Genomic DNA, 25,197 nt, shown 5'->3' on the forward strand with positions numbered 1-25,197 from the left:
AACGTCCGTGCTTCCTAATGAGAAGCCGGACGTTTTTTGTGTAAGAGCTGCTGTTCAATAAAGAATAAGAGCTGCTCACTGGACCTTCCCTTTGAATATTGATTCCATTCCTCGGCGAAGGTTTTGATTCGTTCTTGGTAATCTGATTCGTTTAGATGAAACAGCTCTTTCAAGAGCATGTCTCGAGTGATACAAGCCTTCCCAGGAATGATGTCCTCATACCGATCGACTAAGCCGCGTTTCTCTCGATAAGTGTCTAAGTCATAAGTGAAGAACAAAACAGGCTTTTCAAGCAGTGCATATTCAAACACAATCGATGAGTAATCTGTGATCAGGACATCGCATGCACAAAGCAATGGATAAAGCGGCTGATCGGACACATCAAATATCCATTCATCGTCTGTTTCCGCCTTCGCTAAATGTTTGACCGCAGGATGAAGCTTGACGAGCAGAATATAATCTCCGTTTAGCTCTGTTTGTAATTGCTTCTTTGAAAAAGGCAGGACAAGACTGTCCATTGCAAAGTCTCGATAGGTCGGTGCATAAAGCAGGATCTTTTTCCCTTTAGGAAAATCATTCGGCTTCAAGGAAGACGGGCGCTGGTCATAGTACACATCCGTCATCGGTACACCTGTTGGTAAAAAACGTTCATCATTCACCCCAAACGAAGACTTAAAAATCTCGCGCATATGATCTGAGCCTGTAACGATATAATCGAAAGACGCATAGACTCGTTTGAACCGTTTGATGTCACGAGGACTTCGTTCCGAATTTGAAGCATCTTCAAGACCGAATTTTTTCAACGCCCCATTGGCATGCCATACTTGAATACAGGTGGTAGAAGGACGTTTTTTGAGTACGCTTGTCATGAGAAAGTAATTATCTGTTACGACAACCTTGCTTTTAAACATCGTGTAAATACATTGAATGAGATGGAGAGGATTTTTTTCATGAAAATAGCGAAATGACAGATGAGATTCGTCCTTTTCTATCGCAGAAGCATGCTTCGTATAGAGGACAGTAAGCTTCATCGTCATGTTCGCCTGTTGTTGATAAGTATCAATAAGAGCAGCTGCATTCTCTTGAAATGAAACAAGCAGCGTCACCTGGTTTTCCCGTGGTTTCACGCCGCTCATCAGCCATCCAATAAAAGAAACGAAAGCTGCATAGCTTGAAATGATCATTGAGCGTATATTTATCATTGGTCAGTCTCTCACAGCTGCTTCGTCTGATCCTTTACTTGCTCAGGATAGTAACGTTTTTTCCCTTTGTTTTCTTTCAATACGGCAAAAGCGTATTTAGGAATATTCAACATTCGTTTCCATCTCCATGGATTCACAATAAGTCTGTACAGCCATTCTGTATTTGTTTTAATCATCCAGCGTGGTGCACGCTTCACTGTTCCGCTAAATACATCAAAGCTTCCGCCTAAACCGATGCAAACAGCCTGCGGGAATAAATGACGGTATTCATAAATAAAGTTCTCCTGATTTGGATAACCTAAAGCAACGAACACCATATCTGCTTTCGAGCGAGCGATTTGTTTTGCTACGAAACGTTTATCGGCTTGATAACCGTCACAGCTGCCTGCAATGACCACATTTGGATATTCCGTATCAATTCGCTGTTTAACAGCCTCAAGCACTTCTTTTTTCGCCCCATATAAAAAGATACTTTTAGACTGCTTGTTTGCTAGATCAAGCATAGACATGAAGACATCAAAGCCAGCAATTCTTGACTTCAGCGGACTTTGTGTCAAACGTGACATTAAGACGACGCCTACACCATCCGGCAGCACATAATCCGCAGAAGAGACAACTTGATGATACGTCTGATCCTTCATAACAGCATAGCCAATCTCTGGATTGACAGTCGCAATCATGGCGCCTCTTCTTTGAGAAATATGATGGTGATTCATATAGCTAATAAATTCATCTAGGTCGCCATTTACATAAGAAAGGTTAGAGACCACTTCTGTTTGCATTGTTTAGACCTCCTTTTTCATCTTGTTATCTATGAACGTTCATTGTAAATTCATTCTTCGTCTACTCATCATTTTATCACAGATGCTCCATGAAATATTAACAATAACTTTACAAACCTTTAAATTTCATGACATTTTCATCAATTCATAAGGAGGCTGCTGCGAAAAACATTGATTCTTCGGACTTTCGCTTCTGCGCCCAATAAATTGGAAATAGTTTGTCTTTACATCTGCTTAACGTTTGATGGGCGCTGTGATATAATGAGGTTCCGAAGAGCGAAAAAATACGAACGAAGATCATAGGATTACGGATAAACGTTACTGCATGAAAGCAGTTGAATAAGGAATGAAGAAAGGAGTTCATGTTTGCGATGAAGAAAGTTATTACTTACGGTACATTTGATTTATTACACTGGGGGCATATTAAGCTGCTCGAACGTGCAAAGCAGCTTGGAGATTACTTAGTGGTGGCCATTTCGACAGATGAGTTTAACTTACAAAAATCAAAAAAGGCTTATCATAGCTACGAGCATCGAAAGCTCATTCTTGAAACGATTCGTTATGTAGACGAAGTCATTCCAGAAAACAACTGGGATCAAAAAGTCCGTGACGTGCAAGAGCACGATATTGATGTGTTTGTCATGGGAGATGACTGGGAAGGTAAATTCGATTTCTTAAAAGAGCATTGCGAAGTCGTGTACTTGAAAAGAACAGAAGGCATCTCGACAACACAAATTAAGGAAGAAATTGCTGGACTTTAATAGATCAAAAAAAGTACTTCTTATCTTTTGGTGAGAAGTGCTTTTTCATGTAAAATACAATGAGCAAGTTATCATTATTTTTAAGGAGAGCTTCCTTTGTTTCAAAATTGGATGAAGAAAAAAGTTGAACACACATTGGATCAACCTGAACAACATGAAACAATGACATCAGTTGACATGCCTGATATGGACTACTACTTTATCATGGGTGATGTACCAAAACAGGATGAGCACTTAACGAAGTCTTTAAAAGCAAGATTAAAGCCATTGGCTGACAAACATAAACGTAATGCCATTTTAACTTTGAATTATGATGCAAATGTGAAAGAACATATTCATAGCTTGGAGGAGACCCTTCTGCACCAAGTTGACATCTTGAATGTATTTGAGCACTATATTCTACCGGAAAGCGGAAGTAAAAGGCGTTACTCGGAATTTATCATCGGTACATCTTTTCAATCGATCAATGAAGCAGTGATGCCAGCAGAAGAATCAACAGTGCAGGTGACGAGATATGAACTGCCATCTTCCCCTATTTGTTATATTGATCAATATAATGAAGAGCAGGAATTAGTAAAGAGGGAAGAGTACAATTGGCAGGGCGTTTTGTGCAGAGTACAAAGCTTTGTTCCTCATACAGGTGCCCTATACTTGGAAGAACTAATCAATGACGATGGCAATATCTATATGGAGATCATCTACCCTGGAGATACAAAAAAGAATCCAGTGCGGCATATTAATTGGTATAAAAAAACAGGAATTCAAACTTTTACAAAGAAGACAGATATAAAGCAACGATGGTTATCTAGTATTCAAACACAAAATGACCGTTTGAAACTGATGATTACAGAAGACCGGGATCAAGACCGTCACCTGTTTAAAATCAATCAGCCCGAAACAACGTATTACGCTGCATTTGTACATGACGCACATTATGAAGAAGATCCGCATCAACTCAATTCTCAATATGAAGAATTATTTAAACAAATAAGAAAACAGCAAGTGGATGCCGTCTTCTTTGGAGATACTAAGCATAAGGTAGATGTTGAGAAGGTATTGGGAGAACAAGCCTATTTTTATCTTGTGCCTTCTGATGAAATGTCTCTTTGGAATACAAGGCTACATCATATGCTCGAAAATCGTGAGCGTAAAGATGAACTGAGAAGGATCGTGGACCGCATGAAATGGGTTTTGCGTGATCTAAGCGCTGAACATCATGTTCTTCATCTTCAGCTTGAGCTGAAGGACGAAATGAGTCATGCAGATCATGTGCAAATCGATTTCGCAGGATATGATCGAGTGAATGGAGCTGAAATCATATCTCAAACAATCGATGAAAACCATCAAGTCAGCTTCCCAATTGGGCATTTTCAAACAAAGAAAAACATTGAAACCAATCAAACAAAATACGTTGATTTTTACATTCGTTTTAAAACAGAAGAACTTCAGGAAGTTTTGCAGCGTCTAGAAGTAGAGGAAGAGCTGCTCACCAATAAACCATCGTCAATCGATGGGTGGTCGTATCAAACGAAACAAGGAAACTATTCTTGGAAAGTAAAATAATGTGACAACACAACGGTAAGATTTCTGAACAGAGGAGATTAACGATTAATGATTGAAGAGGGAATTCATAAGAAGAGTGTCGTTGAAGGGTTAAAAAATCATCATGAGAAACTAGAAATGCTTATTCGCATCGACGATGACATGCCATTAACAGATAGAGAATTTTATTTGTTTATGAGGGAAAGGGTATCAAAACAAGAGCTTTTCCTTCCGCTTGTTCATCAAGAAGACAATCTATTCAAATTGGTATTGAGTGAACCATCGCTTCCGCTTGCATTAGAGCAGGGTCAGACATACAACCTGTATGTGACGGACTATCTGAGTGCAAACAAAGAAGAGGATGAGGACGAGCTTGAGGACTCAACCTATGATTCTGATTCGGAAGAAGAGGAAGAAGAACTTAAAGAAACGGATCATGCCGAAGTAGAAGAGAAGACGTCATACTATAAACGCCGTTTAAAAATGGAAATAGAGAAGCCAGAGCTGACTTATTTAGAAAATAAAGACGCGATGCTGTATGTCATCCCGTATCGTACGGATAAAGGAAATGCATCGTTTAAAATCAAGCGTGAGCTAAAGGTTGTGAAATTCAATCATATCGAGCTCAGCAAAGAATGTACGTTATCTTTATCTGGTTATGCAGGCGTTCTCAGTGCAGAGCATCCTTATGAAATCAAGGAAGTAAAGCTTCTAGTGAAGAGAAATGGCGAAGAGCCAATTGAGCATCGCTTTCCGGTAAATATGACCCCAATAAAAGATGAAGTGGTCAAATACCGTGATGATCAACAGGTACCTCAGCTTTATCAATTTCTAGCAGAAGTTCCTTTAGAGGAATTGACCTATTCGTTAAACAAACGTTTTGTATATCGTTTCTATTTTGAATTTATTTGCGATGTAGGTGGAGTAGAGGAGACTTTAACGACCACTTCTTTAGTCCTTGGAGATCGCTCAAACAAACTCAAAGGGCTTGTTCAAATTCATAAAAGAAATGATGTACCGATTCGATATGAGGTGTATCGAAAGAAAAAAAGACAAACGCTTGGTATTCGAATTAATGATTATACAATGAAAACACGTGCGAAGTACTATGTCAAAAGCAAGTGGAAGAAGTTCAAAAAGCAAATCGGTAAAATCAAAAAAGTCCGTAACCGTCTTGTAACAAGGACCTTTAAAACGACCTTTCAGCTGGCGAGCAAGCTGTCTGTGAAAAAGAAAACCGTTATGTTTGAAAGCTTTAATGGAAAACAATTTAGCTGTAACCCACGTGGGATCTATGAGTATATGAAAGAAAATCATCCTGAATATACGTTGATCTGGAGCGTGAAAAAAGGGCACGAAGCACCGTTTAAGGAAAAGGATATTTACTATATCAATCGTCTGTCATTGAAATGGATTTTTGCGATGGCAAGAGCTGAGTATTGGGTCGTCAACAGCCGTTTGCCGCTGTGGATTCCAAAACCAGAGCATACAACATACTTGCAGACATGGCACGGTACGCCGTTAAAACGACTGGCGATGGATATGGACGAGGTGCATATGCCTGGAACAAACACGAAAAAATACAAAAAGAATTTCACGAAGGAAGCGTCGAATTGGGATTATCTCATTTCACCAAATGCTTACTCGACTGAAATCTTCACACGTGCCTTCCAATTTCAAAAGACCATGATTGAGTCAGGATATCCGAGAAATGACTTCCTTCACAATCAAAACAATGAAGAAACGATGAGAGCACTCAAACAAAAAATGAACCTGCCGCTTGATAAAAAATTAATCTTATACGCTCCGACATGGAGAGACGATCAATTTTATAAAAAAGGGCAGTACAAATTTGATTTAGACCTTGATTTGCATGAGCTGAGAGCCGCTATCGGAGACGACTATATCATCATTCTGCGTATGCACTATCTAGTCGCTGAAAACTTTGATTTAGGACCATATGAAGGCTTTGCCTATGACTTCTCTCATTACGAAGATATTAGGGATCTTTATATGATTTCTGATCTGCTCATCACTGACTACTCATCTGTATTCTTTGATTATGCAAACCTTAAACGTCCGATGCTATTCTATGTGCCAGACATCGAAACATATCGTGACAAGCTGAGAGGCTTCTACTTCGACTTTGAACAGGAAGCACCTGGACCTCTTGTGAAAGAAACAGCCAGCGTCATTGACTGGGTAAGAGAAACAGAACAGCCAACCTTTACTTTGCCAGCTTCATTCGCACCGTTTTATGAAAAATTCTGCTATTTAGAGAGTGGGGAGTCTTCGAAGCGTGTGGTGGAAGTAGTGTTTTCTGAAAAATAGTTTAAAAAGTACCGTTCTTCCCCTTTTGAACGGTACTTTTTTGTGTTTTTTATTCCAATGTACACATATTTAAAAGTTATGGTAAAAATAAAAAAACATAGAATTTTAACAGTAAACATGCTAAATTTAGATAAGATTATCCGGTAATGTAAATTTGCTGAAAATAATATAGAGGTGCTTCAATGTACAAACTTTATCATAATTTTTTAGAAATTCTTAATTTAGATGAACACAAGTTAGTTATATATATTGATAACATAGAGAAGTTGTGCACTTTTGAATTTGAAGAGCTAAATGTAAATGAATCAAAGTGGATTTGCGAAATTGATGTAAAGGATCAGATGATTTTTGAATCCACAATAGACAATTCTAATGAAATGATCTATCTCTATGCGAAGGATCATCACTTATATATTGTCAAAGAAAGCTCAGACATGGTCCAGCGAGATCAAGTACTTCCCATTGAAATTAATAATCAATTCGAGGATATCTTTGTCAAGCAATTAGGGTTAGATCGCTATGGCTTATACAGCGGCGAAGAGGAACTGTTATTATTTTCAGGGCTACTGAATGTAGATGAGATCAATCGGAATTATAAAATAGATTTGCCCATTAAAGAGGTAGATAGACGATTTGTGGATATCTCCTTTATCGGATACAGTATTTTCCATTTTGTGATTACCTATGATTGTCAGAATAAGGAGCTAAATGTAAGGAAAATTTTGTTTGATGTGATGCAGGAACATAAAGATATTGAAGTGACTGTGAATAATCGTAATCAAATCAAAATATCAAATAAAGTGACGGATCAAAAGAAAATCGTCAACTTTAGACTCGTTCCTAGATATCAGCCGCTAAAAGTTTTTGGTAAAGATACCTTGGAGCAGTTCAAAGATGACAATATTCTCAATATCTTGGTGATTAATAAGCAAAGATATTACATCTATGTCAGAACGAATGGCGTTTACTTAGTGAGAGGAAACCCATATCTCGTTACAAAACATACGTCGAGATTACGCATCTTTAGTATGTTTAATAGTTTTTATGTTTATGGAAGATTGACGCATTATGCGTATAATTCAGACCAAAAATATGAATATCTTTACATTAGAAACTCTGAGCACCAGCTGGCGAAATTTATAAGACCATTTAGAAAGATTAAATTCTTGAAAAGATATGGTTTCTTTAAAATTTCGTTAAACGATCTTGATTTAGATAGCAGAATCCACAATAACTTGTTTGTAGGAAATGATCACCGAATTATCCATAGTTTAAGGTTGAGAAAGAGGGATAAAAAGGTCAAAACATATATCACGAAAAAGAATGGGGACAAGCTGCAAGTCCTAAGAACCAATCTATTTGGAAATGTGACATCAACCATTATTCCTTATTCACAGGAATATTCTTTATTTAGTAAAGTGAAAATAAAAATAGCGAGTATCCTATCATCATTCTATAAAGACAAAAAGTATCGTGTGAATTTGTTTTTTGAGAAAAAGAGTGATAAAGCAGATGAATCAGCTATTAGAGTGTATGACTATGTACAGGAAAATTGTCAAACAGACTCAAAAAATTACTTTATTCTTAATAAGAAATCAAACGCATATCCAGCATTGAAAGCGAAATATGGAAAGGGTATCATACCGAAATACAGTCTCAGACATTATTTAAGTATATTTAATGCCAGTTATTTTATATCAAGTGAATTATCTAACCATGTTCTGAATGATAGGTTGTATATTGACCATCTCAGAGAGAGAATCATGAGTGTCCCACTCGTCTTTTTACAGCATGGCATTATGTTTGCTAAACCGGTTGATAATCCAATGGCCTTTGGATTCCATAAAGACAAGAATCAATACAATATTTATAAATCAGTCATCAGCTCTGAATTAGAGGCCGGTGAATTTTATAAAATGAACTATGATCGTGAGGATTTGATTTTGACAGGTCTGGCAACCTTTGATCATGCCAAATTAGTAGACGGTGCAGATAAGATCGCCTTTATGCCAACTTACCGATATTGGGAAGAGGGACTTATTTATACAAATAGAATTGAAGAAACATCTTACTATAGAGTTCTAATCAAAATCATCAAAAGCTTTGAAGAAGCAGGTCTTCTTGATCGTCTGTTAATTGTACCGCATAACAAATTTTCACAGTACGTTTATCAAAATCTGCCTCAGTATAAACATATTATTTCTGATAACCCATCGGAAGCGCTAAAAGTGTCAAAAGTGTTTATTACTGATTATTCATCTGCTATTTATGATGCACAATATAGAGGTGCCTACCCTATTTTTTATTGGGAAGAAAAAGATTACTTGATTAGACAGTATAAGGCGATTCCTCCTGTAAACGATGAAAATGCACCAGGACCGATAGCATATAATACACAAGAGCTGATTCGAATCGTGAAACATGCGATCGATTGTCAGTATGTTGTGGAAGATGAATATAAAGAAAAATACCTGAAAATCAACAGCTTTAACGATAATCAGAATACGAAAAGAATTACGGATTTCTTAAAAGAACACCAAATTATCTAATATGTGAGGACCCTCTGAATCAACGATTGAAAGGATTCAGGGGGTTTTTGTCTTCTAGTTTGACGTGCATGACTTTTGTTATAAGATGAAATGTGCATCGTTATCTGTTACAATTATGAGCGGTGCTTTTTAAAAAAGTAATCCCAAAAACTTATATCTAAGGAAGATTAGAATGAACGCAATGTTGACGATATTAAAGGAGCAAATCAGCTCATTTCCGCTGATTATGCGACTTGCTGTTTATGAAACAAAATCAAAATATCAGATGAATTATTTAGGTGTTTTATGGCAGTTTTTAAATCCATTGATTCAAATGCTGGCTTACTGGTTTGTTTTTGGTCTGGGAATTCGCGGAGGACAGCCAATTGTCATTGGAGGGATGGAAGTTCCGTTTATCATTTGGATGCTGGCTGGATTAATCCCTTGGTTCTTCATTAGTCCGACGATACTTGATGGATCAAACAGTGTGTTTAAACGTATTAATATGGTATCGAAAATGAATTTCCCGATTAGTGCGCTGCCGTCTGTAGTGATTATGTCCAACTTGTTCAGCTACTTTGTCATGATGGGTGTCTATCTGATTGTGCTGATTTCCTATGGCATATATCCTGATGCGCACTGGCTACAATATATATACTATCTTATTTGTATGATCGCGTTTATGTTTTCGTTTAGTTTGTTTAATTCCACGATTAGCGTACTCGTGAGAGACTATCAATTTCTTTTACAATCAGTGACACGTTTACTTTTCTTTTTGCTACCGATTTTTTGGAATATCTCAGAGAAGCTCACTGGAGACAAAGCATGGATCGGGGATATACTAAAATTGAATCCTCTTTTCTACATTATTGATGGTTTTAGAAATAGCTTGTTAAAGGGAGAATGGTTCTTCCATGATGTGAAATATACGCTTTATTTTTGGCTGATCACGCTACTTCTTTTAACAGTCGGTTCATTGCTTCATATGAAATTTAGGGATAAATTTGTCGATTTTCTTTAAAAAGTAAGGAGATTATACGATGAAACTAAAGGTTTCGTTTCGAAACGTATCCAAGCAATACGTCCTATATAAAAAGCAGTCAGATAAGATTAAAGGGCTGTTTTTTCCTAATAAAAATGAAAAAGGTTTCTTTGCTGTTCGTGATGTGTCCTTTGATGTATATGAAGGCGAGACGATTGGTTTTGTAGGGATCAACGGATCTGGAAAATCAACGATGTCGAATCTTCTTGCGAAAATCATTCCACCGACAAGTGGTGAAGTTGATATGGACGGTCAGCCTTCGTTAATTGCCATTGCGGCAGGGCTAAACAACCAATTAAGCGGGAAAGACAACATTCGCCTCAAGTGCTTGATGATGGGGCTGACGAATAAAGAGATAGACGAACTATATGAAAAAATCGTAGAGTTTGCGGATATTGGTGACTTTATTGAGCAGCCTGTGAAAAGCTATTCAAGCGGAATGAAGTCACGTCTTGGCTTCGCCATTTCAGCGCATATCGATCCAGATATCTTGATTATTGATGAAGCGTTGTCTGTTGGTGACCAAACCTTCTATCAAAAATGCGTGGATCGAATCACAGAATTTAAAGAACAAGGGAAGACGATCTTTTTTGTCAGCCATTCCATTAGCCAAATTCAAAAAATCTGTGACCGAGTGGCTTGGATGCATTATGGTGAGCTTCGTATGTTTGATGAGACGAAGAAGGTCGTGAAAGAGTATAAGGAGTTTGTTGAATGGTTTAACAAGCTTTCTAAAAAAGAAAAAAAAGAATATCAATTGAAACACAAAGAAGGTCGCAAAGGTGTACAAAAAAAGACAGAGAAGGTGTCTCGATATGATGAGAACGGAAAACGACGTTCCTTTTTTGGACCAGCCTTTCAAGTGACGATAATAGCTGTTTTAACGATTTTACTTGCCTTATCGATGTTTTCGGATCGTCCACTTCGTACACTGGCGACGTTTGGCGCCATCCCAGCAGATAAGACAGAATCGCCTCAGTCAAAGAACCAGCTAACAAAAGGGGCGCCTGATATGAAAAAGATGGATCGACAGACGCTTGTCACGGCAGATCCACTCACGGTGTACAAAGATCAAGCCATGAAAAAGAAGGCAGGTGTCACTTTGCCATTCGGACAAGAAGTACAAGCTGTCGCTGAAAATAAACAAACCGTTCAAATCAAAACAGCATCAGAGACGTATTTTGTCAAACCTGAAGGGCTTCAACCTGCAGAGGAATTAAAGTCTTTATCCATTGGACCTGGACAGTTCAACTCGTATGTATCGCCCGCATCTGCTGGCTCGTATGAGTATTTACTTTCTTTCCTCGGAAAAGAAAAATCGGTGCTTAAGCAAAAAATGCAGACGCTGAGCTCGATCAAAAGTGATCAAGGCGGTACGATCGAGCGATTGACCACAGAGAAAACTGACTATGTCATTCAAAATGGTCAAGCAAATGCTATTGTCTTTCATGAGGTGATGCCGATCTCTCCTTCGACACTTGGACTGACAGAACAGAAGGTTTGGATGAATGAGAAACAAACGAAATTCGCAGTAAAGGGCGAAAGCAATCTGTTTGTCATTGATAATGAACAGCATACACTGACGATTTCAGTGATGAAATAAAAAGCTGCCGATTCCGACAGCTTCAGCGTGTAGACAAACCCTCGCATTCGTTGTCAGGTCTGCGCGCTGGTGCTCACGAATATTCAGCCAGTGCTCGCCCTTCCTAGACTTCAAAGGTTTTCTATCACGCTGAAAAGAAGACAAAGTGCTAAAATAAAAATCATTTTAGCACTTTGTCAACAATCTAAAGCTGCCGATTCCGGCAGCTTTTTTTAATTCACTTCTTCTTTTTCGAGAAGCTGTTTCATAAATGGAATGAGTTTCTTTTTCAGATCCTCATCTTGAAGGGCAAACTCGAGAGTTGTCTCGATGAAGCCTTGCTTCTCACCGACATCGTAGCGTTTTCCTTCGAAATCATAGGCGAATACACGCTGGATATCATTCAGCTTTTGGATGGCATCTGTCAGTTGAATTTCCCCGCCTGCACCAATTTCTTGCTGATCAAGGTACATAAAGATCTCTGGCGTGAAAATGTAACGTCCTAAGATGGCTAGATTGGATGGTGCTGTACCTTGCGGCGGCTTTTCCACAAAGTTTTTCACTTGGTAGCGGCGTCCTTCTTGTGTAAGAGGGTCGATGATCCCGTAGCGATGCGTATCGCTGTCTGCTACCTGCTGAACACCAATCACAGATGAAAGGGTCTTTTCGTATTCATCCATCAGTTGGCGAAGCCCCGGTGTTTCCGCTTGAACAATATCATCACCTAATAAAACGGCGAATGGCTCATCACCGATAAAATTGCGTGCGCACCAAACAGCGTGTCCAAGTCCTTTAGGTTCCTTTTGACGTATGTAATGAATGTCAGCAATGTTAGAGGATTTTCTCACCTTCTCTAAAAGCTCGCTCTTCCCTTTTTCCTCTAGGTTGCGCTCTAGCTCTGGTGCAAAATCAAAATGATCCTCAATGGCTCTTTTTCCTTTTCCAGTGACGATAATAATGTCTTCAATTCCTGATTCAACAGCTTCTTCAATAATATATTGAATGGTTGGTTTATCAACGATTGGCAGCATTTCTTTAGGCATAGCTTTTGTTGCAGGGAGGAAACGTGTCCCAAGACCTGCAGCTGGTATAATGGCTTTACGTACTTTTTTCAATGAACTTTGCACCTTCCTTACATAGATAACCGATTTAATCACTCAATGTTTGTTCGTGGTCGTCTGTTTAAAGTGTAACTTACAAATCATAGGAAAGACAAATGATTTCACTAAAATGAATTTTAGATAATTCATATTTTATATGTTAAATGTAAAGGAAAGAGAAATTTAACGTTAATTCAATGTAAATTTCTTTTTTTATACCATTAAATTTATCCTCCAAATTGTGTATAATTGAAAGTACTATACTAGGAAAGAGGATTAAACAAGTGAAAAAACTAAATGTAATGACTATTTTCGGTACTAGACCTGAAGCGATCAAAATGGCACCACTTGTCCTTGAATTAAATAAACATCCACTGATAAATTCGATTGTCACTGTGACAGCCCAGCACAGAGAAATGCTTGATCAAGTTCTTGAGGCTTTTTCAATTACGCCAGATCATGATTTAAACATCATGAAGCAGCGCCAGACATTATCTGAAATCACATCAAATGCACTGTTAAAGCTAGACCAATTATTCCAAGAAGAAAAACCTGATATTGTCCTTGTCCATGGGGATACTACAACAACCTTTGCAGGAAGCTTGGCAGCATTTTATCACCAAATTTCAGTTGGGCACGTCGAAGCAGGATTGAGAACACACAATAAGTATTCGCCGTTCCCAGAGGAATTGAACCGTCAAATGACAGGCACTATTGCCGATATTCATTTCTCTCCTACAGAGGAAGCGAAGCAGAATCTTTTAATTGAAAATAAAAAAGAAGAGACCATTTGTGTGACAGGGAATACAGCGATTGATGCCCTGCAAACTACAGTTACTGAGCATTATCAGCACCCTATTTTAGAGAAAATAGGCACGGATAAAATGATTTTGTTAACGGCCCACCGCAGAGAGAATCTCGGCCAGCCGATGAAAAATATGTTTAGAGCCATTAGACGTGTTGTAGAAGAGTTTGAAGATGTTCAGGTCGTTTATCCTGTTCATTTAAACCCTGCCGTACGTGATGCAGCTCAGACAGAATTTAGCGGTCTCGATCGTGTACACTTAATTGAACCGCTTGAAGTCGTTGATTTCCATAACTTTGCTGCCGCTTCGCACTTTATCTTAACGGATTCTGGCGGTGTACAAGAGGAGGCGCCTTCTCTAGGGAAGCCAGTTTTAGTGCTCCGTGATACAACAGAACGTCCAGAAGGCGTGAAAGCAGGCACACTTAAGCTTGCAGGTACGGATGAAGAGACCATTTACAAAATGGCTAAAGAGCTGCTAGTAGATCAGAAGGAGTATGACAGCATGTCGAAGGCGTCTAACCCTTATGGTGACGGACAAGCATCGAGACGAATTGTCGAGGAGCTCCTCCATCGATTTGGATTAAGTGAAGAAAAACCTGCCCCATTTAAATCATAAAAAAAGAAGACAAAGAGCTAAAATAAAAACCATTTTAGCCCTTTGTCAACAATCTGAGACTACATTCATGTAGTCTTCTTTTTTTACTGCTCCAAACTGTCCTTCAATTCCTTCTTCACTTTAGCCAAACTGCTATCATCAAGCTGATAATAATAGATATTATTGATGCGTGCTCCCGTTCCTTTCAGCTCGTGCTGCTTCACACGCTGTCTTGCGTCACGGTAGTCATTCATCATCGTCCACATATCATCAAATGACATATTAGTCTTCATATTGTTTTCCACGACTTTGAACATATCGCCGAACTTCGTAATAGATGAAATGTTTGCCCCTTTAGCAATGATGCCTTCAATGACTTGACGCTGCCTTTGCTGACGTCCGAAGTCACCCTTTGGATCTTGTTTTCTCATCCTTGTGTAGGCGAGGGCTTGATCGCCATTTAGATTAATTTCTCCTGTACCAAATGAATGACCATCATAGCTGAAAGCAAATGTGCTGTTCACTGTAATGCCGCCAAGTGTATCGACAATATCCTTAAAGCTTTCCATATTGACTTTCACGAAGTAATCAACAGGTACATCAAGCAATTCCTCTACAGTATCAGCTGCCATTTGTGTGCCGCCGAATGCATAGGAGTGGTTGATTTTATCCATTGTGCCTTTTCCGACAATTTTCGTATACGTATCACGCGGGATACTCACCATCTCAGTCGTTTTGGTTTTTGGGTTAACGGTCATGTATATTAATGTATCCGCACGGCCGCGGTCATTTTTTCTTTCATCAACACCCATGACTAAAATAGAAATCGGGTCTTTCTTATTTAAATCGACATCTTTGTCACGCTTATCTGACTTCTTTAAATTCTCCTGAATGCCTGCCACGGTTGATGCTGCTGTATTCCAAAGATGATATGCATATCCGCCAGTTGCTAATACGAATAAGCCAATAATCGATAAAACAATCCAAAGAACCTTTTTCTTCTTTCGTTTTCTTTCAGCTCTCATAATGTCCCTCACCTTTTCTATGATTCTTCCATGATTATAGGTTTACGAATCTTGATAAACAAGTTATTTTTTTACTCTGAACCTAGATATAGACGTTGTAACAAAAAAAAGGTTTCAAAAAACCTTAAATTTACCTTAAAATATTAAGTTATAAGACGATACAAAGACATGAGGTGAAAAAAATGAAGAAAATCGTCGTTTTACCGTTCTTAATACTACTACTTGGTATCGTGCTCACAGCATGTGGAACGGCTGAGCAGTCCTCGGGAGAAAACAACACAAGCAGTTCAACTCCTCAGGTGCTGGAAGAAAAAGCTGAATTTATTGGAATGGCTGATGCACATACAGTCGAAGTGAAAAAAGTGAATACGACCTTAAGCTATGAATTTACGGATAATTTTAAAGATGTGTTAAATGAATTCAAACCAGGAGACAAAGTAGAAATCTCTTACTTTATCAATGACAGTGGTCAAAAGGAAATTCAAAAGATTGAAAAACAGAAGTAAAAAAGATGGGCGGGATGAACAAAATTGAAGAAAACAGGCTTTACACTTATTGTTCTCATGACAATGACTCTACTAATCGCACCCTTTCAGTCTGCCATGGCTAGCTCGACAATTTCAGTGAAATTGTCTAATTATATCGGAAATAAAAAAACGATGGATCTATCCACAGCTGGAGAATACAAGCTGTCAGGATCGAATGTGGCTGTCACGAAAAGATATGATGGCAAAAATCGATACGAAGTTGCCAATAGCATCGCATCTGCCGGCTGGAAGAATCCATCAACAGTTGTCATTGTGAGCCGTGATGCATTTGATCATGCCATTTCTGTATCACCGTTAGCTTACAAACTAGGCGCACCCATTTTGTATACAAACATTGAAAAACTAACAAAAACAACTGAAAACCAGCTGAAGAAAATGAAGCCGGATAACATCCTGATCGTTGGTAACACGAAAAGTATTTCAACAGCTGCTGAGAAATCTATTAAAAAGTATGGGAAAGTCAGACGCATTAGTGGAAAAGACAAGTTTGAAATCTCCCAAAAAATTGCTAAAGAAATGGGTAACTATAAGCAAGCTGTCGTTGTCGGTGGAAACTCATTTATGAATGGGATTGCGATTGCATCCTATGCATCGAGAAAGGGATACCCAATCCTGTTAACAAAAAAAGATTCCATTCCGTCTTACAAGCTGCCAAGCAAAGTCATCATCATCGGCAGTACGAAAAGTACGGGACAAAAAGTAGAGAATCAAATTAAAAAAACGTCACAGGTAACAAGAATCAGTGGTGCCAATCGCTATGAACTCTCTGTGAATATAATGAAGAAATTAAATATCAATGCAGATAAAGTTTATTTGGCAAAAGCCTCTAGCTATATTTATGCTATGCCACTGTCTCAATTGGCTGCAAAGTCTAATAGTACTGTTGTGTATGTGAAACCGGATTCTGTCACAGCGTCACTAAAAAAACTGCTGAAAGAAAAGGGTACATATGCTTATCACCTTGCTGGTAGCACAAGTGCGATTAAAGATAGCTTGAAGAACTCATTAGCCAAACAAGTCTATCTGAAAAAAAATCAAAACTACCAATTGAATATTTCTAACGGAAAAATTTCATTAAAAGGCATAAAGACGTATAACAATGTAAGAGTTGTTCCTGAGAAATATTCAACGAAAAATATCCTTCAAATTGCAGGGAAGCCTTACCTAGGCAGCGTCAATTTTGCAATTGAATCAGGTTATATCAGGCCGACTCTCGAAAATATTCCATTTGAAGACTATCTAAAAGGCGTGGTACCAAATGAAATGCCTGCAAGCTGGCATGTTGAAGCGCTAAAAGCACAGGCAGTGGCCGCTAGAACGTATTCAGTGAAAAGTATTGGAAAAGTCGTACCTGATACAACTGCCTTCCAAGTATATGGAGGATATAACTGGTACACAAATTCGACAAAAGCTGTCGATGCCACAAAAGGGAAAGTACTGAAATACAACAATCAGCTCATTTCAGCCACCTATTATTCTAGTAATGGCGGATATACAGAGGCAAGTGAAGAAGTGTGGGCAAATGCACTGCCGTACTTAGTGGCCAAAAAGGATACAAAAGATCCGATCAATGCATGGACATTAAAACTCTCTAAAAAACAGCTAGGCACAACATTGACTGCTAGTACAGCAGCATCTCAGTGGTCTAAGGCAAAAGAGACAAATGCAACGGATCTTGCTGGTCTCAAATCATGGCTGCTCAAAAACAAAGAAACAGCTGCATCTGATATGAAGATTGCATCCATCTCAAGCCTGACGTTCTCAGGAAAAACAAAAGGACAACGTGCGAAGACGGTATCAATCAAGCTGACATATCATCTGAAAAATAAAACAGGCACATATGCAGTAAACAAAAGTACAACGGCAAGTATGAAGATGACCGAGTTTAGATCCATCATGGGCGCAACAAAGGTGAAGAGCACATTTGCGTCAGTCAAAAACAATACAAATGACTTTACGATTTCAGGAAAAGGATATGGTCACGGCATTGGCATGAGCCAATACGGTGCCAAAGCTAGAGCAGAATCTGGAAACTCATATTCTTCCATACTTTCGTTCTACTATCCAGGTACAAAACTAACAAACTATTAAAGGGTTAAAGGAGGACATAGATGATGCGCTCAATCATGAAAACAGCCATCCTCAGCCTCATCGCCATTTTCGTTATTGTTCCAACAGCTTTAGCAGATAATTCAGTCTCACGAATTGATGGCGGAAGCAGATATGCTGTAGCAGCAAACGTAGCGAAAAAGGGATGGGGAACTGCAAGTACAGTCGTAATAGTAGGGAAAACTGCGTATGCAGATGCCACAGCAGGGATTCCACTTGCACACCAAAAAAATGGACCAGTTCTTTATACAAACAGTAAGAGTCTTTCAGGTGATACGAAAAAAGCCCTAAAGGCTTTAAAAACAAAGACAGTGATCGTTTTAGGCAGTACATCAAGTGTGTCAAATAACGTAATCAATGAAGTGAAGAAGATGGGCATCTCTACACAACGTATTTCAGGAAAAAATCGATATGAGCTATCTGCAAATATCGCGAAGAAAATGAAAAAGCCAGCAGGCGTCGTTGTCGTTGAAGGTTCCTTCTATGCTCATGGGATTGCAATTGCACCGGTAGCAGCACAAAAAGGTTTCCCGATTCTCTACACAGATAAAAAGGGACTTCGTTCTGAAATCGCATCTGTTGCAAAAGCAAGCAATGTCAAACAAACCATTGTAGTCGGCGGAGAAAATTACGTCACAAAAGCAGCTTATAATCAATTGAAATCTCCAACACGAATTAAAGGCTCCACTCGTTATGACGTTGCCGCTAATATTGTGAAAAAGTATAATATGAGCACGAACAATACCTATGTAGGAAGAGGGTTTGGCTACGCCACTTCATCTTCTGCTGCAGGGATCGCAGCGAAGCAAAACAAAGCATTGCTTCTAACGAATGAAAAAACATTACCAAAAGTAACAAGAGCAACCATTAGCAGTAAAAAAATCACCAAATTCACTGTCGTAGGCAGTGCAAATACGGTGACACCAACTGTCGTGAATCAATTGAAAAACCCTGTCGTCGGGAAAAAAGTATTCATTGACCCAGGTCATGGCGCACATGATTCAGGAGCTGTAGGCTACGGGTTATATGAAAAGAACTTGAATTTAGATGTAGCCAAGCGTTTAAATACGAAATTAAACAACGCGGGTGCACTTGTTACCATGTCAAGAACATCAGACACATTTGACAGTCTTCAAACACGAGTGAGCAAAGGTGCGTCAGCAAATGCAGATATCTTCATCAGTGTCCATGCAAACTCAAATGATAACAGCAGTGCAAACGGAACAGAAACGTATTATGACAAAACTTATGCGTCTGCAAACAGCTTGAAGCTTGCGCAAAACATTCAGCCGAAAATGGTCAGTGCACTTGGTACAAGAGACCGTGGTGTGAAAACAGCTGGATTCTATGTGATTAAATATTCTAAAATGCCAAGTGTTCTTTTAGAAACTGGTTTTGTGTCAAGTCCAGTTGATTCAAACATCTTGAAATCGGCTACGTATAAAGATCGTTTAGCGTCAGGCATTTCAAGCGGTGTGTCAGGTTACTTTAGATAAGAAAATACAAACATGAGGGGTGCCTCAGATACTCCTCTTAGGCTGCTCGAGAACGTCTCTCGGCAGCCTTTTTTCAAAAGTCTATGAAGTGATCGGGTCATTAATAATGTGTCAAGTTAAAAATACATTTCATTTCTAGTTATCTTTGTTATAATTGAAACATAAAAGGTGAATGGTTTACGCATGAATCTAAGCGACAGCCAATCGACAAATCATGAAGAGGTGACAATTTTGAAAAAATTAATCACAATGCCGTTTCTAGTATTGCTTCTAGGTGTACTACTCACAGCATGCGGCACAACAAATCAATCAAGCGACAACAATAAGGATGATAGCAAAAAGGAAACAACCGAAGCAGCTGATCAAAAGAAAGAAAATGCTTCAGAGAAAAAGGAAAAAACAGAAGATCAGTCATCAAATGAAAAAGCAGATGATCAAAGCAAAGAAACAGTTGCTCCAAAAGAAGAGCAATCTGGTCAATCTGATGAAGACGCAAAAGACAGCTCAAGTAAAGAAATCACAAAAGAAGAACCTACTAAGGAACAATCAAAAACTGATTCTAAAACAAAGAAAGAATCAACAACAAATAAGAAAAATGAAGTCACCAAGGAAGGCACATATGTCGGCTTGGCTGATGGACATACCATTGCTGTGAACATTGATGGCAAAGAAGTTGCTATTCAATTCGGAAATACGTTTTCTAAACAAGTGAACAGCTTAAAAGAAGAATCAAAAGTGAAAGTCACTTATACAAAAGATGCAAACGGAACCCTTCGATTAAAAACGATCGAATCCGTTAAAGCAAAATAAAAAAAGACCCCGAGACCCGCAGAATTGCGGGTCTTTTTTACGTTGAAAAGGGCATAACTTGATATAAGTGCACATTCTTAACACAGTTTTACAAGACTTAACAGCGCATTTACATTTGCTTAATGTTGCTCTGCTAAACTGACTTTCATAGAACATCTCTTTACACAACAACTACTTTGAATGGTGAGGTGCAGGTCAGTGAGTGCAGAGAAAGCGATGAATCTTTATAGAGAATATGAAGTGAGACGAAACCACTCTTTTGCCTTAACAGAACATATGGTTCGTTATTTATTTGCAAAACGTTTCATAGATTTAATGTTCTCGTTCATCGGATTGATGTTGAGTACGCCAATCATTTTGCTGTTTGCTCTTTTGATTAAGCTGGAAACACCGGGACCAGCCTTTTATATGCAGGAGAGGGTCGGGAAAGACGGTGTTTACTTTAAATTATGGAAGCTCAGATCGATGAGAACCGATGCTGAAAGCGGAGGAGCGAAATGGGCACAAAAAAACGACCCACGTATCACCAAAGTGGGAGTCTTCATTCGTAAAACAAGAATCGATGAACTCCCTCAATTCATCAACGTGTTAAAAGGAGAAATGAGTATCGTAGGTCCGCGTCCGGAAAGACCGATGTTTACCGCAGAATTTAATCGGACGATTCCAGGTTTTACGAAAAGATTAACGGTCAAGCCGGGACTGACAGGTCTTGCACAAGTAAATGGAGGATATGAAATGAGTCCAAGTGAAAAATTAACACACGACTTACAGTATATTCAAAACTTGACATTTTCTCTCGACACGAAGATTATGGTAAAAACGTTAAAAGTCATCATGACGGGTGACGGAGCCAGATAAGTAAAGTAGGGAAGAGAAATGGCAAGTATGAAAAAACACATGCTGGGCGGGGCAAAATGGACAAGCTTGTCCGCATTTATCATTACGATCATCCAAATTGCACAGTTCGCCTTTTTAGGGAACGTGATGTCACTGAAAGAGTTTGGACTCGTTGGCATGATCACAACTGTCACAATATTTACGCAGATTTTACTTGATCTAGGGATTGGGGCAGCGATCATCCAAAAGGAACAAACAACAGAACGTCAATTATCCACATTATATTGGATCAACTTACTCACTGGAGTTGTCTTATTCTGTTTACTCATTCTTGTAAGCCCAATGATTGCCGCCTTTTATAACCGGCCAGAGCTGGAGGGGTTGCTCAAACTATTATCGATCATGTTTCTGATTGCACCCATTGGCCAGCAATACCAATACATGATGCAAAAGGACTTAGCCTTTAAAACATTAAGTGCCATTGAAGCCATTGCAACTATGATATCGCTGTTTGTTTTACTCGCTTTGGCCTTCTTCATCAATCCGATTGTAGCCTATGTCATTTCTCAAGTGCTTCTGCAATCTGGAAAAGGGCTTATGTATGCCGCAGCTTATTGGAAGAAGTGGCGCCCAGCACCTGTTTTTGCATTAGGAGAAGTGAAAGAATTTTTCTCATTCGGTGCATTCCAGCTCGCATCCAGACTAGTCAATCGAGCAGGATCGAACATAGACATGATTTTAATCGGCCGGTTTCTAGGAGCAGAAGCGTTAGGTATTTATAGCTTGGCGTATCAAATCGTGACGATCCCCGTGCTAAAGATTAACCCAATCGTGACGAGAGTGGCTTTCCCGGTTTTCGCAAAAAGTCAGCGTGATCACTCCATGCTGCGAGAGGGCTTCCTCAGTATGACGAATATGCTCGCATTGATTAGCTTTCCGTTATTAATCGGTCTTGCTGCCGTATCAGATAGCTTTATAGAAGTAGTGTTTGGCGAGAAATGGCTCGTAGCTGTTCCGGTTCTTAATATATTGTGCATTGTCGGCCTTCTGCGTGTGCTGATGAATCCAAACGGGTCAATACTCCTTGCAAAAGGGAGAGCGGACTTAGCCTTTTATTGGGATACGGGGATGCTTCTTGTGTATGGATGCGCCTTATACGCAGGTGTCAGCACAGGCAGTCTGCTCACAGTAGCTTGGGTTTACTCAGGTGTCAGCCTGCTCAACTTCATTGTCGGCAGATGGCTCATGGCGTATGTCATTCAGCTAGATATGAAGGTTTATTTAAAATCACTTGGCAAGCCTGCTGCTATGACGCTATTGATGGCCGCCTGTGCGGTAGCCCTGCATCAAGGCATGAAGCTGACGTCAGCCGACATTTTACTTCAATTAGGATTGACGATTTGTGTCAGCGCAGCATTGTATGGCTTGCTGCTCATCAAAATGTATCCGCAGGTGGCAGGCAAATTATTGAGAAGAGGTCGTTCGTCATGAAGGTGCTGTGGCTGACAAGTGTATATCCTAGTGAAAAACATCCAAGTGAAGGCGTATTCCATGAAACGCAAGTGCAGGAGCTGCTCAAACAAGGAATACAAGTGACCGTCATCTGTCCCAACCCGGTCAATCCACCGGTTTTGCGGATGCTTAGGGCGTCCTATCGGCAGAAAAAAGATCTGCCCGAGCAGGAAGTGAGAAACGGAGTGACCGTATACAGGCCGCCCTATACAGCGCTCCCTGGACAGCTGAAATGGGCACAGCCGAGTAAACGAATAGCTTCTACTGTTCTCAGCGCCATGCAGCGTTACCAGCTGTCACCAGATTTTATCCATGCACACTTTGCGATGCCGTCTGGCGGAGCGGCGGCTGTGATTCAGAAAGAAACGCAAATTCCTTATCTTTTGACCTTACATGGCAGTGATGTGAACGTGTATCCGGGCTATAGCAAAGGGGCACATGCAGCCTTTGAAACGGCGGTGAAACAGGCATCTGCTGTTCTGACGGTGAGCGAGGAGCTTGCTAAAAAGACAAATGACATGACAAAGGTAGAAGCGAAATGCCTCCCGCTCGGTATTCCGCTCCAGTCATTTTCTAAAACGGAAGAAGATCAACAAGTCATCAGGAAAAAGTTAGGCTTACCCCTTCACGACAAGCTCGTTGTCTTCGTCGGGCGATTAGTCAAAGAGAAGGGCTTACTTGAATTAGCTGATGCTGTCAGCGGATTGGATGGTGTGAAAGCAGTTTTTGTTGGAAAAGGCCCCCTTGCAAAGGAGCTCACAGAACGGGCTGGAGCATCTATTCTACTCCCAGGGCAGGTGCCGAATGAGCAGGTGAAAGACTACTTAATCGCATCCGACCTGTTTGCACTTCCTTCTTATAGTGAAGGGATGCCTACCGTCGTCCTAGAGGCGCTCGCTTTAAAAGTACCTGTCATTGCGACACGAGTTGGCGGTCTCCCAACCTTATTTTCTAGCTATCAACACCTGCTCATTGAACCACGTTCGACAAGTCAGCTGAAAAAGGCCATTCACGCCTACCTTTATGAAAACAGATGGAATGAGCAAGTGAAAAGCGATCTTCATCAAATCGTTCATACAGAATATTCATCAGCAAATAATACGAAGCAGCTCATACAGCAATATGAAAAGGTGCTTCATCAATCAAGATCCATCGTTTAAACAAGATGAAATGTGCAAAGAATGATAGATAGATAAACAGCTTGGAACGGACAATATGCTTTTACTGAGAGGATGAAAAATGTTGAAGAAAATTGCTGTGATTGGAACAGGGTATGTCGGGTTAGTATCGGGTACTTGTTTTGCTGATATCGGAAATCGTGTCATCTGCTGTGACATCGATGAATCAAAAATCAACAGCTTAAAAAGTGGTGTCGTTCCCATTTATGAACCGGGTTTAAAGGAATTGATTGAAAAGAATACGGAAGAAGGAAGACTGTTTTTTACAGCCAATATTCCTGCTGCTATCCGGGAATCAGAGATTATCTATATTGCTGTAGGGACTCCGATGACAGCACAAGGGGAAGCAGATTTAACATACGTGAAAGCTGTCGCTCAAACAATTGGTGAACATCTAAATGGCTATAAAATCATCGTCAATAAAAGCACAGTACCCGTTGGAACAGGCCGGCTCGTTCAAGCCATTGTCGAAAAAGCATCGCGCAGTAAATATCCTTTTGATGTCGTATCCAATCCAGAGTTTCTCAGAGAAGGATCTGCCATCCAAGACACGATGAATATGGAGCGGGCAGTAATCGGCTCGACAAGCACCCATGCGTCGACCATCATCAAAAGATTGCATGATCCGTTTCAAACAGAGGTTGTGGAGACCAATTTAGAAAGTGCTGAAATGATTAAGTATGCTGCAAATGCCATGCTTGCCACAAAAATCTCATTCATCAATGACATTGCAAATATTTGCGAGCGGGTGGGCGCTGATGTTGAAAAAGTTAGCGAAGGCGTTGGATTAGACAGCCGTATCGGGCATAAATTTTTAAAAGCGGGCATTGGATTTGGTGGGTCTTGTTTCCCGAAAGACACGATGGCTCTTCTCAAAATTGCCGAAACAGCTGGCTACCGGTTCAAGCTGATCGAGTCCGTGATTGAAACGAACAATCACCAAAGAGCGCACCTTGTCAGCAAATTGATGAGTGTATTCGGTGATATTAGAGGAAAAACCATCTCTGTTTTAGGTCTCGCATTCAAACCGAATACGAATGATATGCGTTCTGCACCTGCATTAGACATTATCCCAATGCTGAGAGAGCTGGGTGCTTTTGTGAAGGCCTATGATCCGGTTGCTTATGTAGAAGCAGAACGAGAGCTTGGCCCGCAAGCAGTCTTCAGTAATGACCTGTATGAAACAGTAAAAGATACGGATGCTTGCCTCATCCTAACAGAATGGGATGACGTACAGAAGATGGATAAAGATCAAATCAAGCAGCTGCTTCGTTCACCGATTGTAATTGATGGAAGGAATTTGTTTGATCCAGCAGAAATGAAAGAGAGAGGATTTATTTACCAGTCTATCGGCCGCCCAGGCGTATGGGAAGCAGAATTGGTATCAAAGGCACAATAACAGGGGGAGC

At 39.7% G+C, this 25,197-nt stretch carries 19 protein-coding genes; 15 read left to right on the forward strand and 4 right to left on the reverse strand.

The window, feature by feature from the left end; genetic code table 11:
* Window positions 1-14 precede the first annotated feature (14 nt).
* Both MHH40_RS12970 and MHH40_RS12975 read right to left on the reverse strand, forming a co-directional pair.
* A complete protein-coding gene (locus MHH40_RS12970; RefSeq protein WP_340901175.1) occupies window positions 15-1,202 on the reverse strand; it encodes a CDP-glycerol glycerophosphotransferase family protein in 1,188 nt (395 codons plus the stop codon).
* Window positions 1,203-1,213: 11 nt separating this feature from the next.
* Window positions 1,214-1,984 carry a WecB/TagA/CpsF family glycosyltransferase gene (locus MHH40_RS12975; protein WP_212045598.1) on the reverse strand — a complete coding sequence of 257 codons (771 nt, stop codon included), beginning with the start codon at window positions 1,982-1,984 and terminating at the stop codon, window positions 1,214-1,216.
* 371 nt (window positions 1,985-2,355) lie between these two features.
* Here MHH40_RS12975 and tagD point away from each other — a divergent pair, with 371 nt between their 5' ends.
* The 6 genes from tagD (at window position 2,356) to tagH (ending at window position 11,791) form a co-directional block, all read left to right on the forward strand.
* Window positions 2,356-2,745, forward strand: coding sequence for a glycerol-3-phosphate cytidylyltransferase (tagD, locus tag MHH40_RS12980; protein WP_117732146.1), 390 nt, complete (start codon window positions 2,356-2,358; stop codon window positions 2,743-2,745).
* A 96-nt stretch (window positions 2,746-2,841) separates the two neighbouring features.
* On the forward strand, window positions 2,842-4,308 hold the full coding sequence (locus MHH40_RS12985) for an alpha-glucosyltransferase N-terminal domain-containing protein (protein WP_340901177.1): 1,467 nt from the start codon (window positions 2,842-2,844) through the stop codon (window positions 4,306-4,308).
* A gap of 48 nt (window positions 4,309-4,356) precedes the next feature.
* Window positions 4,357-6,618, forward strand: a complete 2,262-nt coding sequence (locus MHH40_RS12990; protein WP_340901179.1) for a CDP-glycerol glycerophosphotransferase family protein — start codon at window positions 4,357-4,359, stop codon at window positions 6,616-6,618.
* Window positions 6,619-6,800: 182 nt separating this feature from the next.
* On the forward strand, window positions 6,801-9,167 hold the full coding sequence (locus tag MHH40_RS12995; protein WP_050944367.1) for a CDP-glycerol glycerophosphotransferase family protein: 2,367 nt from the start codon (window positions 6,801-6,803) through the stop codon (window positions 9,165-9,167).
* Window positions 9,168-9,339: 172 nt separating this feature from the next.
* Entirely contained in the window at window positions 9,340-10,167 is an 828-nt protein-coding gene (locus tag MHH40_RS13000; RefSeq protein ID WP_003213689.1) for an ABC transporter permease, read from the forward strand.
* Window positions 10,168-10,186: 19 nt separating this feature from the next.
* Complete coding sequence (gene tagH / locus MHH40_RS13005; protein WP_050944365.1) at window positions 10,187-11,791, forward strand: teichoic acids export ABC transporter ATP-binding subunit TagH; 1,605 nt, start codon at window positions 10,187-10,189, stop codon at window positions 11,789-11,791.
* Window positions 11,792-12,003: 212 nt separating this feature from the next.
* On the opposite strand, the gene galU is transcribed toward tagH, so the two are convergent.
* A complete protein-coding gene (gene galU / locus MHH40_RS13010; RefSeq protein WP_034660174.1) occupies window positions 12,004-12,885 on the reverse strand; it encodes a UTP--glucose-1-phosphate uridylyltransferase GalU in 882 nt (293 codons plus the stop codon).
* Window positions 12,886-13,154: 269 nt separating this feature from the next.
* Between galU and wecB the strand changes: the two genes are divergently transcribed.
* On the forward strand, window positions 13,155-14,294 hold the full coding sequence (wecB, locus tag MHH40_RS13015) for a non-hydrolyzing UDP-N-acetylglucosamine 2-epimerase (RefSeq protein ID WP_050944364.1): 1,140 nt from the start codon (window positions 13,155-13,157) through the stop codon (window positions 14,292-14,294).
* Window positions 14,295-14,377: 83 nt separating this feature from the next.
* On the opposite strand, the gene tagU is transcribed toward wecB, so the two are convergent.
* Window positions 14,378-15,298, reverse strand: a complete 921-nt coding sequence (tagU, locus tag MHH40_RS13020) for a polyisoprenyl-teichoic acid--peptidoglycan teichoic acid transferase TagU (RefSeq protein ID WP_050944362.1) — start codon at window positions 15,296-15,298, stop codon at window positions 14,378-14,380.
* A 182-nt stretch (window positions 15,299-15,480) separates the two neighbouring features.
* On the opposite strand from tagU, the gene MHH40_RS13025 reads away from it, so the two are divergent.
* The 8 genes from MHH40_RS13025 to tuaD all read left to right on the forward strand — a co-directional run bounded on the left by MHH40_RS13025 (window position 15,481) and on the right by tuaD (window position 25,187).
* Window positions 15,481-15,804, forward strand: coding sequence for a hypothetical protein (locus MHH40_RS13025; RefSeq protein ID WP_003212891.1), 324 nt, complete (start codon window positions 15,481-15,483; stop codon window positions 15,802-15,804).
* A 24-nt stretch (window positions 15,805-15,828) separates the two neighbouring features.
* Entirely contained in the window at window positions 15,829-17,937 is a 2,109-nt protein-coding gene (locus MHH40_RS13030) for a SpoIID/LytB domain-containing protein (protein ID WP_050944361.1), read from the forward strand.
* Between the two features lie 23 nt (window positions 17,938-17,960).
* Entirely contained in the window at window positions 17,961-19,451 is a 1,491-nt protein-coding gene (locus tag MHH40_RS13035; RefSeq protein WP_050944697.1) for an N-acetylmuramoyl-L-alanine amidase, read from the forward strand.
* A 222-nt stretch (window positions 19,452-19,673) separates the two neighbouring features.
* Entirely contained in the window at window positions 19,674-20,261 is a 588-nt protein-coding gene (locus MHH40_RS13040) for a hypothetical protein (protein ID WP_223251195.1), read from the forward strand.
* A gap of 198 nt (window positions 20,262-20,459) precedes the next feature.
* Window positions 20,460-21,119 carry a sugar transferase gene (locus MHH40_RS13045; RefSeq protein ID WP_050944357.1) on the forward strand — a complete coding sequence of 220 codons (660 nt, stop codon included), beginning with the start codon at window positions 20,460-20,462 and terminating at the stop codon, window positions 21,117-21,119.
* Between the two features lie 18 nt (window positions 21,120-21,137).
* Complete coding sequence (tuaB, locus tag MHH40_RS13050; RefSeq protein WP_050944355.1) at window positions 21,138-22,589, forward strand: teichuronic acid biosynthesis protein TuaB; 1,452 nt, start codon at window positions 21,138-21,140, stop codon at window positions 22,587-22,589.
* Window positions 22,586-23,770 carry a teichuronic acid biosynthesis protein TuaC gene (tuaC, locus tag MHH40_RS13055; RefSeq protein ID WP_050944354.1) on the forward strand — a complete coding sequence of 395 codons (1,185 nt, stop codon included), beginning with the start codon at window positions 22,586-22,588 and terminating at the stop codon, window positions 23,768-23,770. The genes tuaB and tuaC overlap by 4 nt, the downstream gene beginning before the upstream one ends.
* Window positions 23,771-23,849: 79 nt before the next feature.
* Complete coding sequence (gene tuaD / locus MHH40_RS13060) at window positions 23,850-25,187, forward strand: UDP-glucose 6-dehydrogenase TuaD (protein ID WP_050944353.1); 1,338 nt, start codon at window positions 23,850-23,852, stop codon at window positions 25,185-25,187.
* Window positions 25,188-25,197 lie beyond the last annotated feature (10 nt).

It is taken from the genome of Bacillus sp. FSL K6-2431, from assembly GCF_038005165.1.
Lineage (GTDB): Bacteria > Bacillota > Bacilli > Bacillales > Bacillaceae > Bacillus > Bacillus pumilus.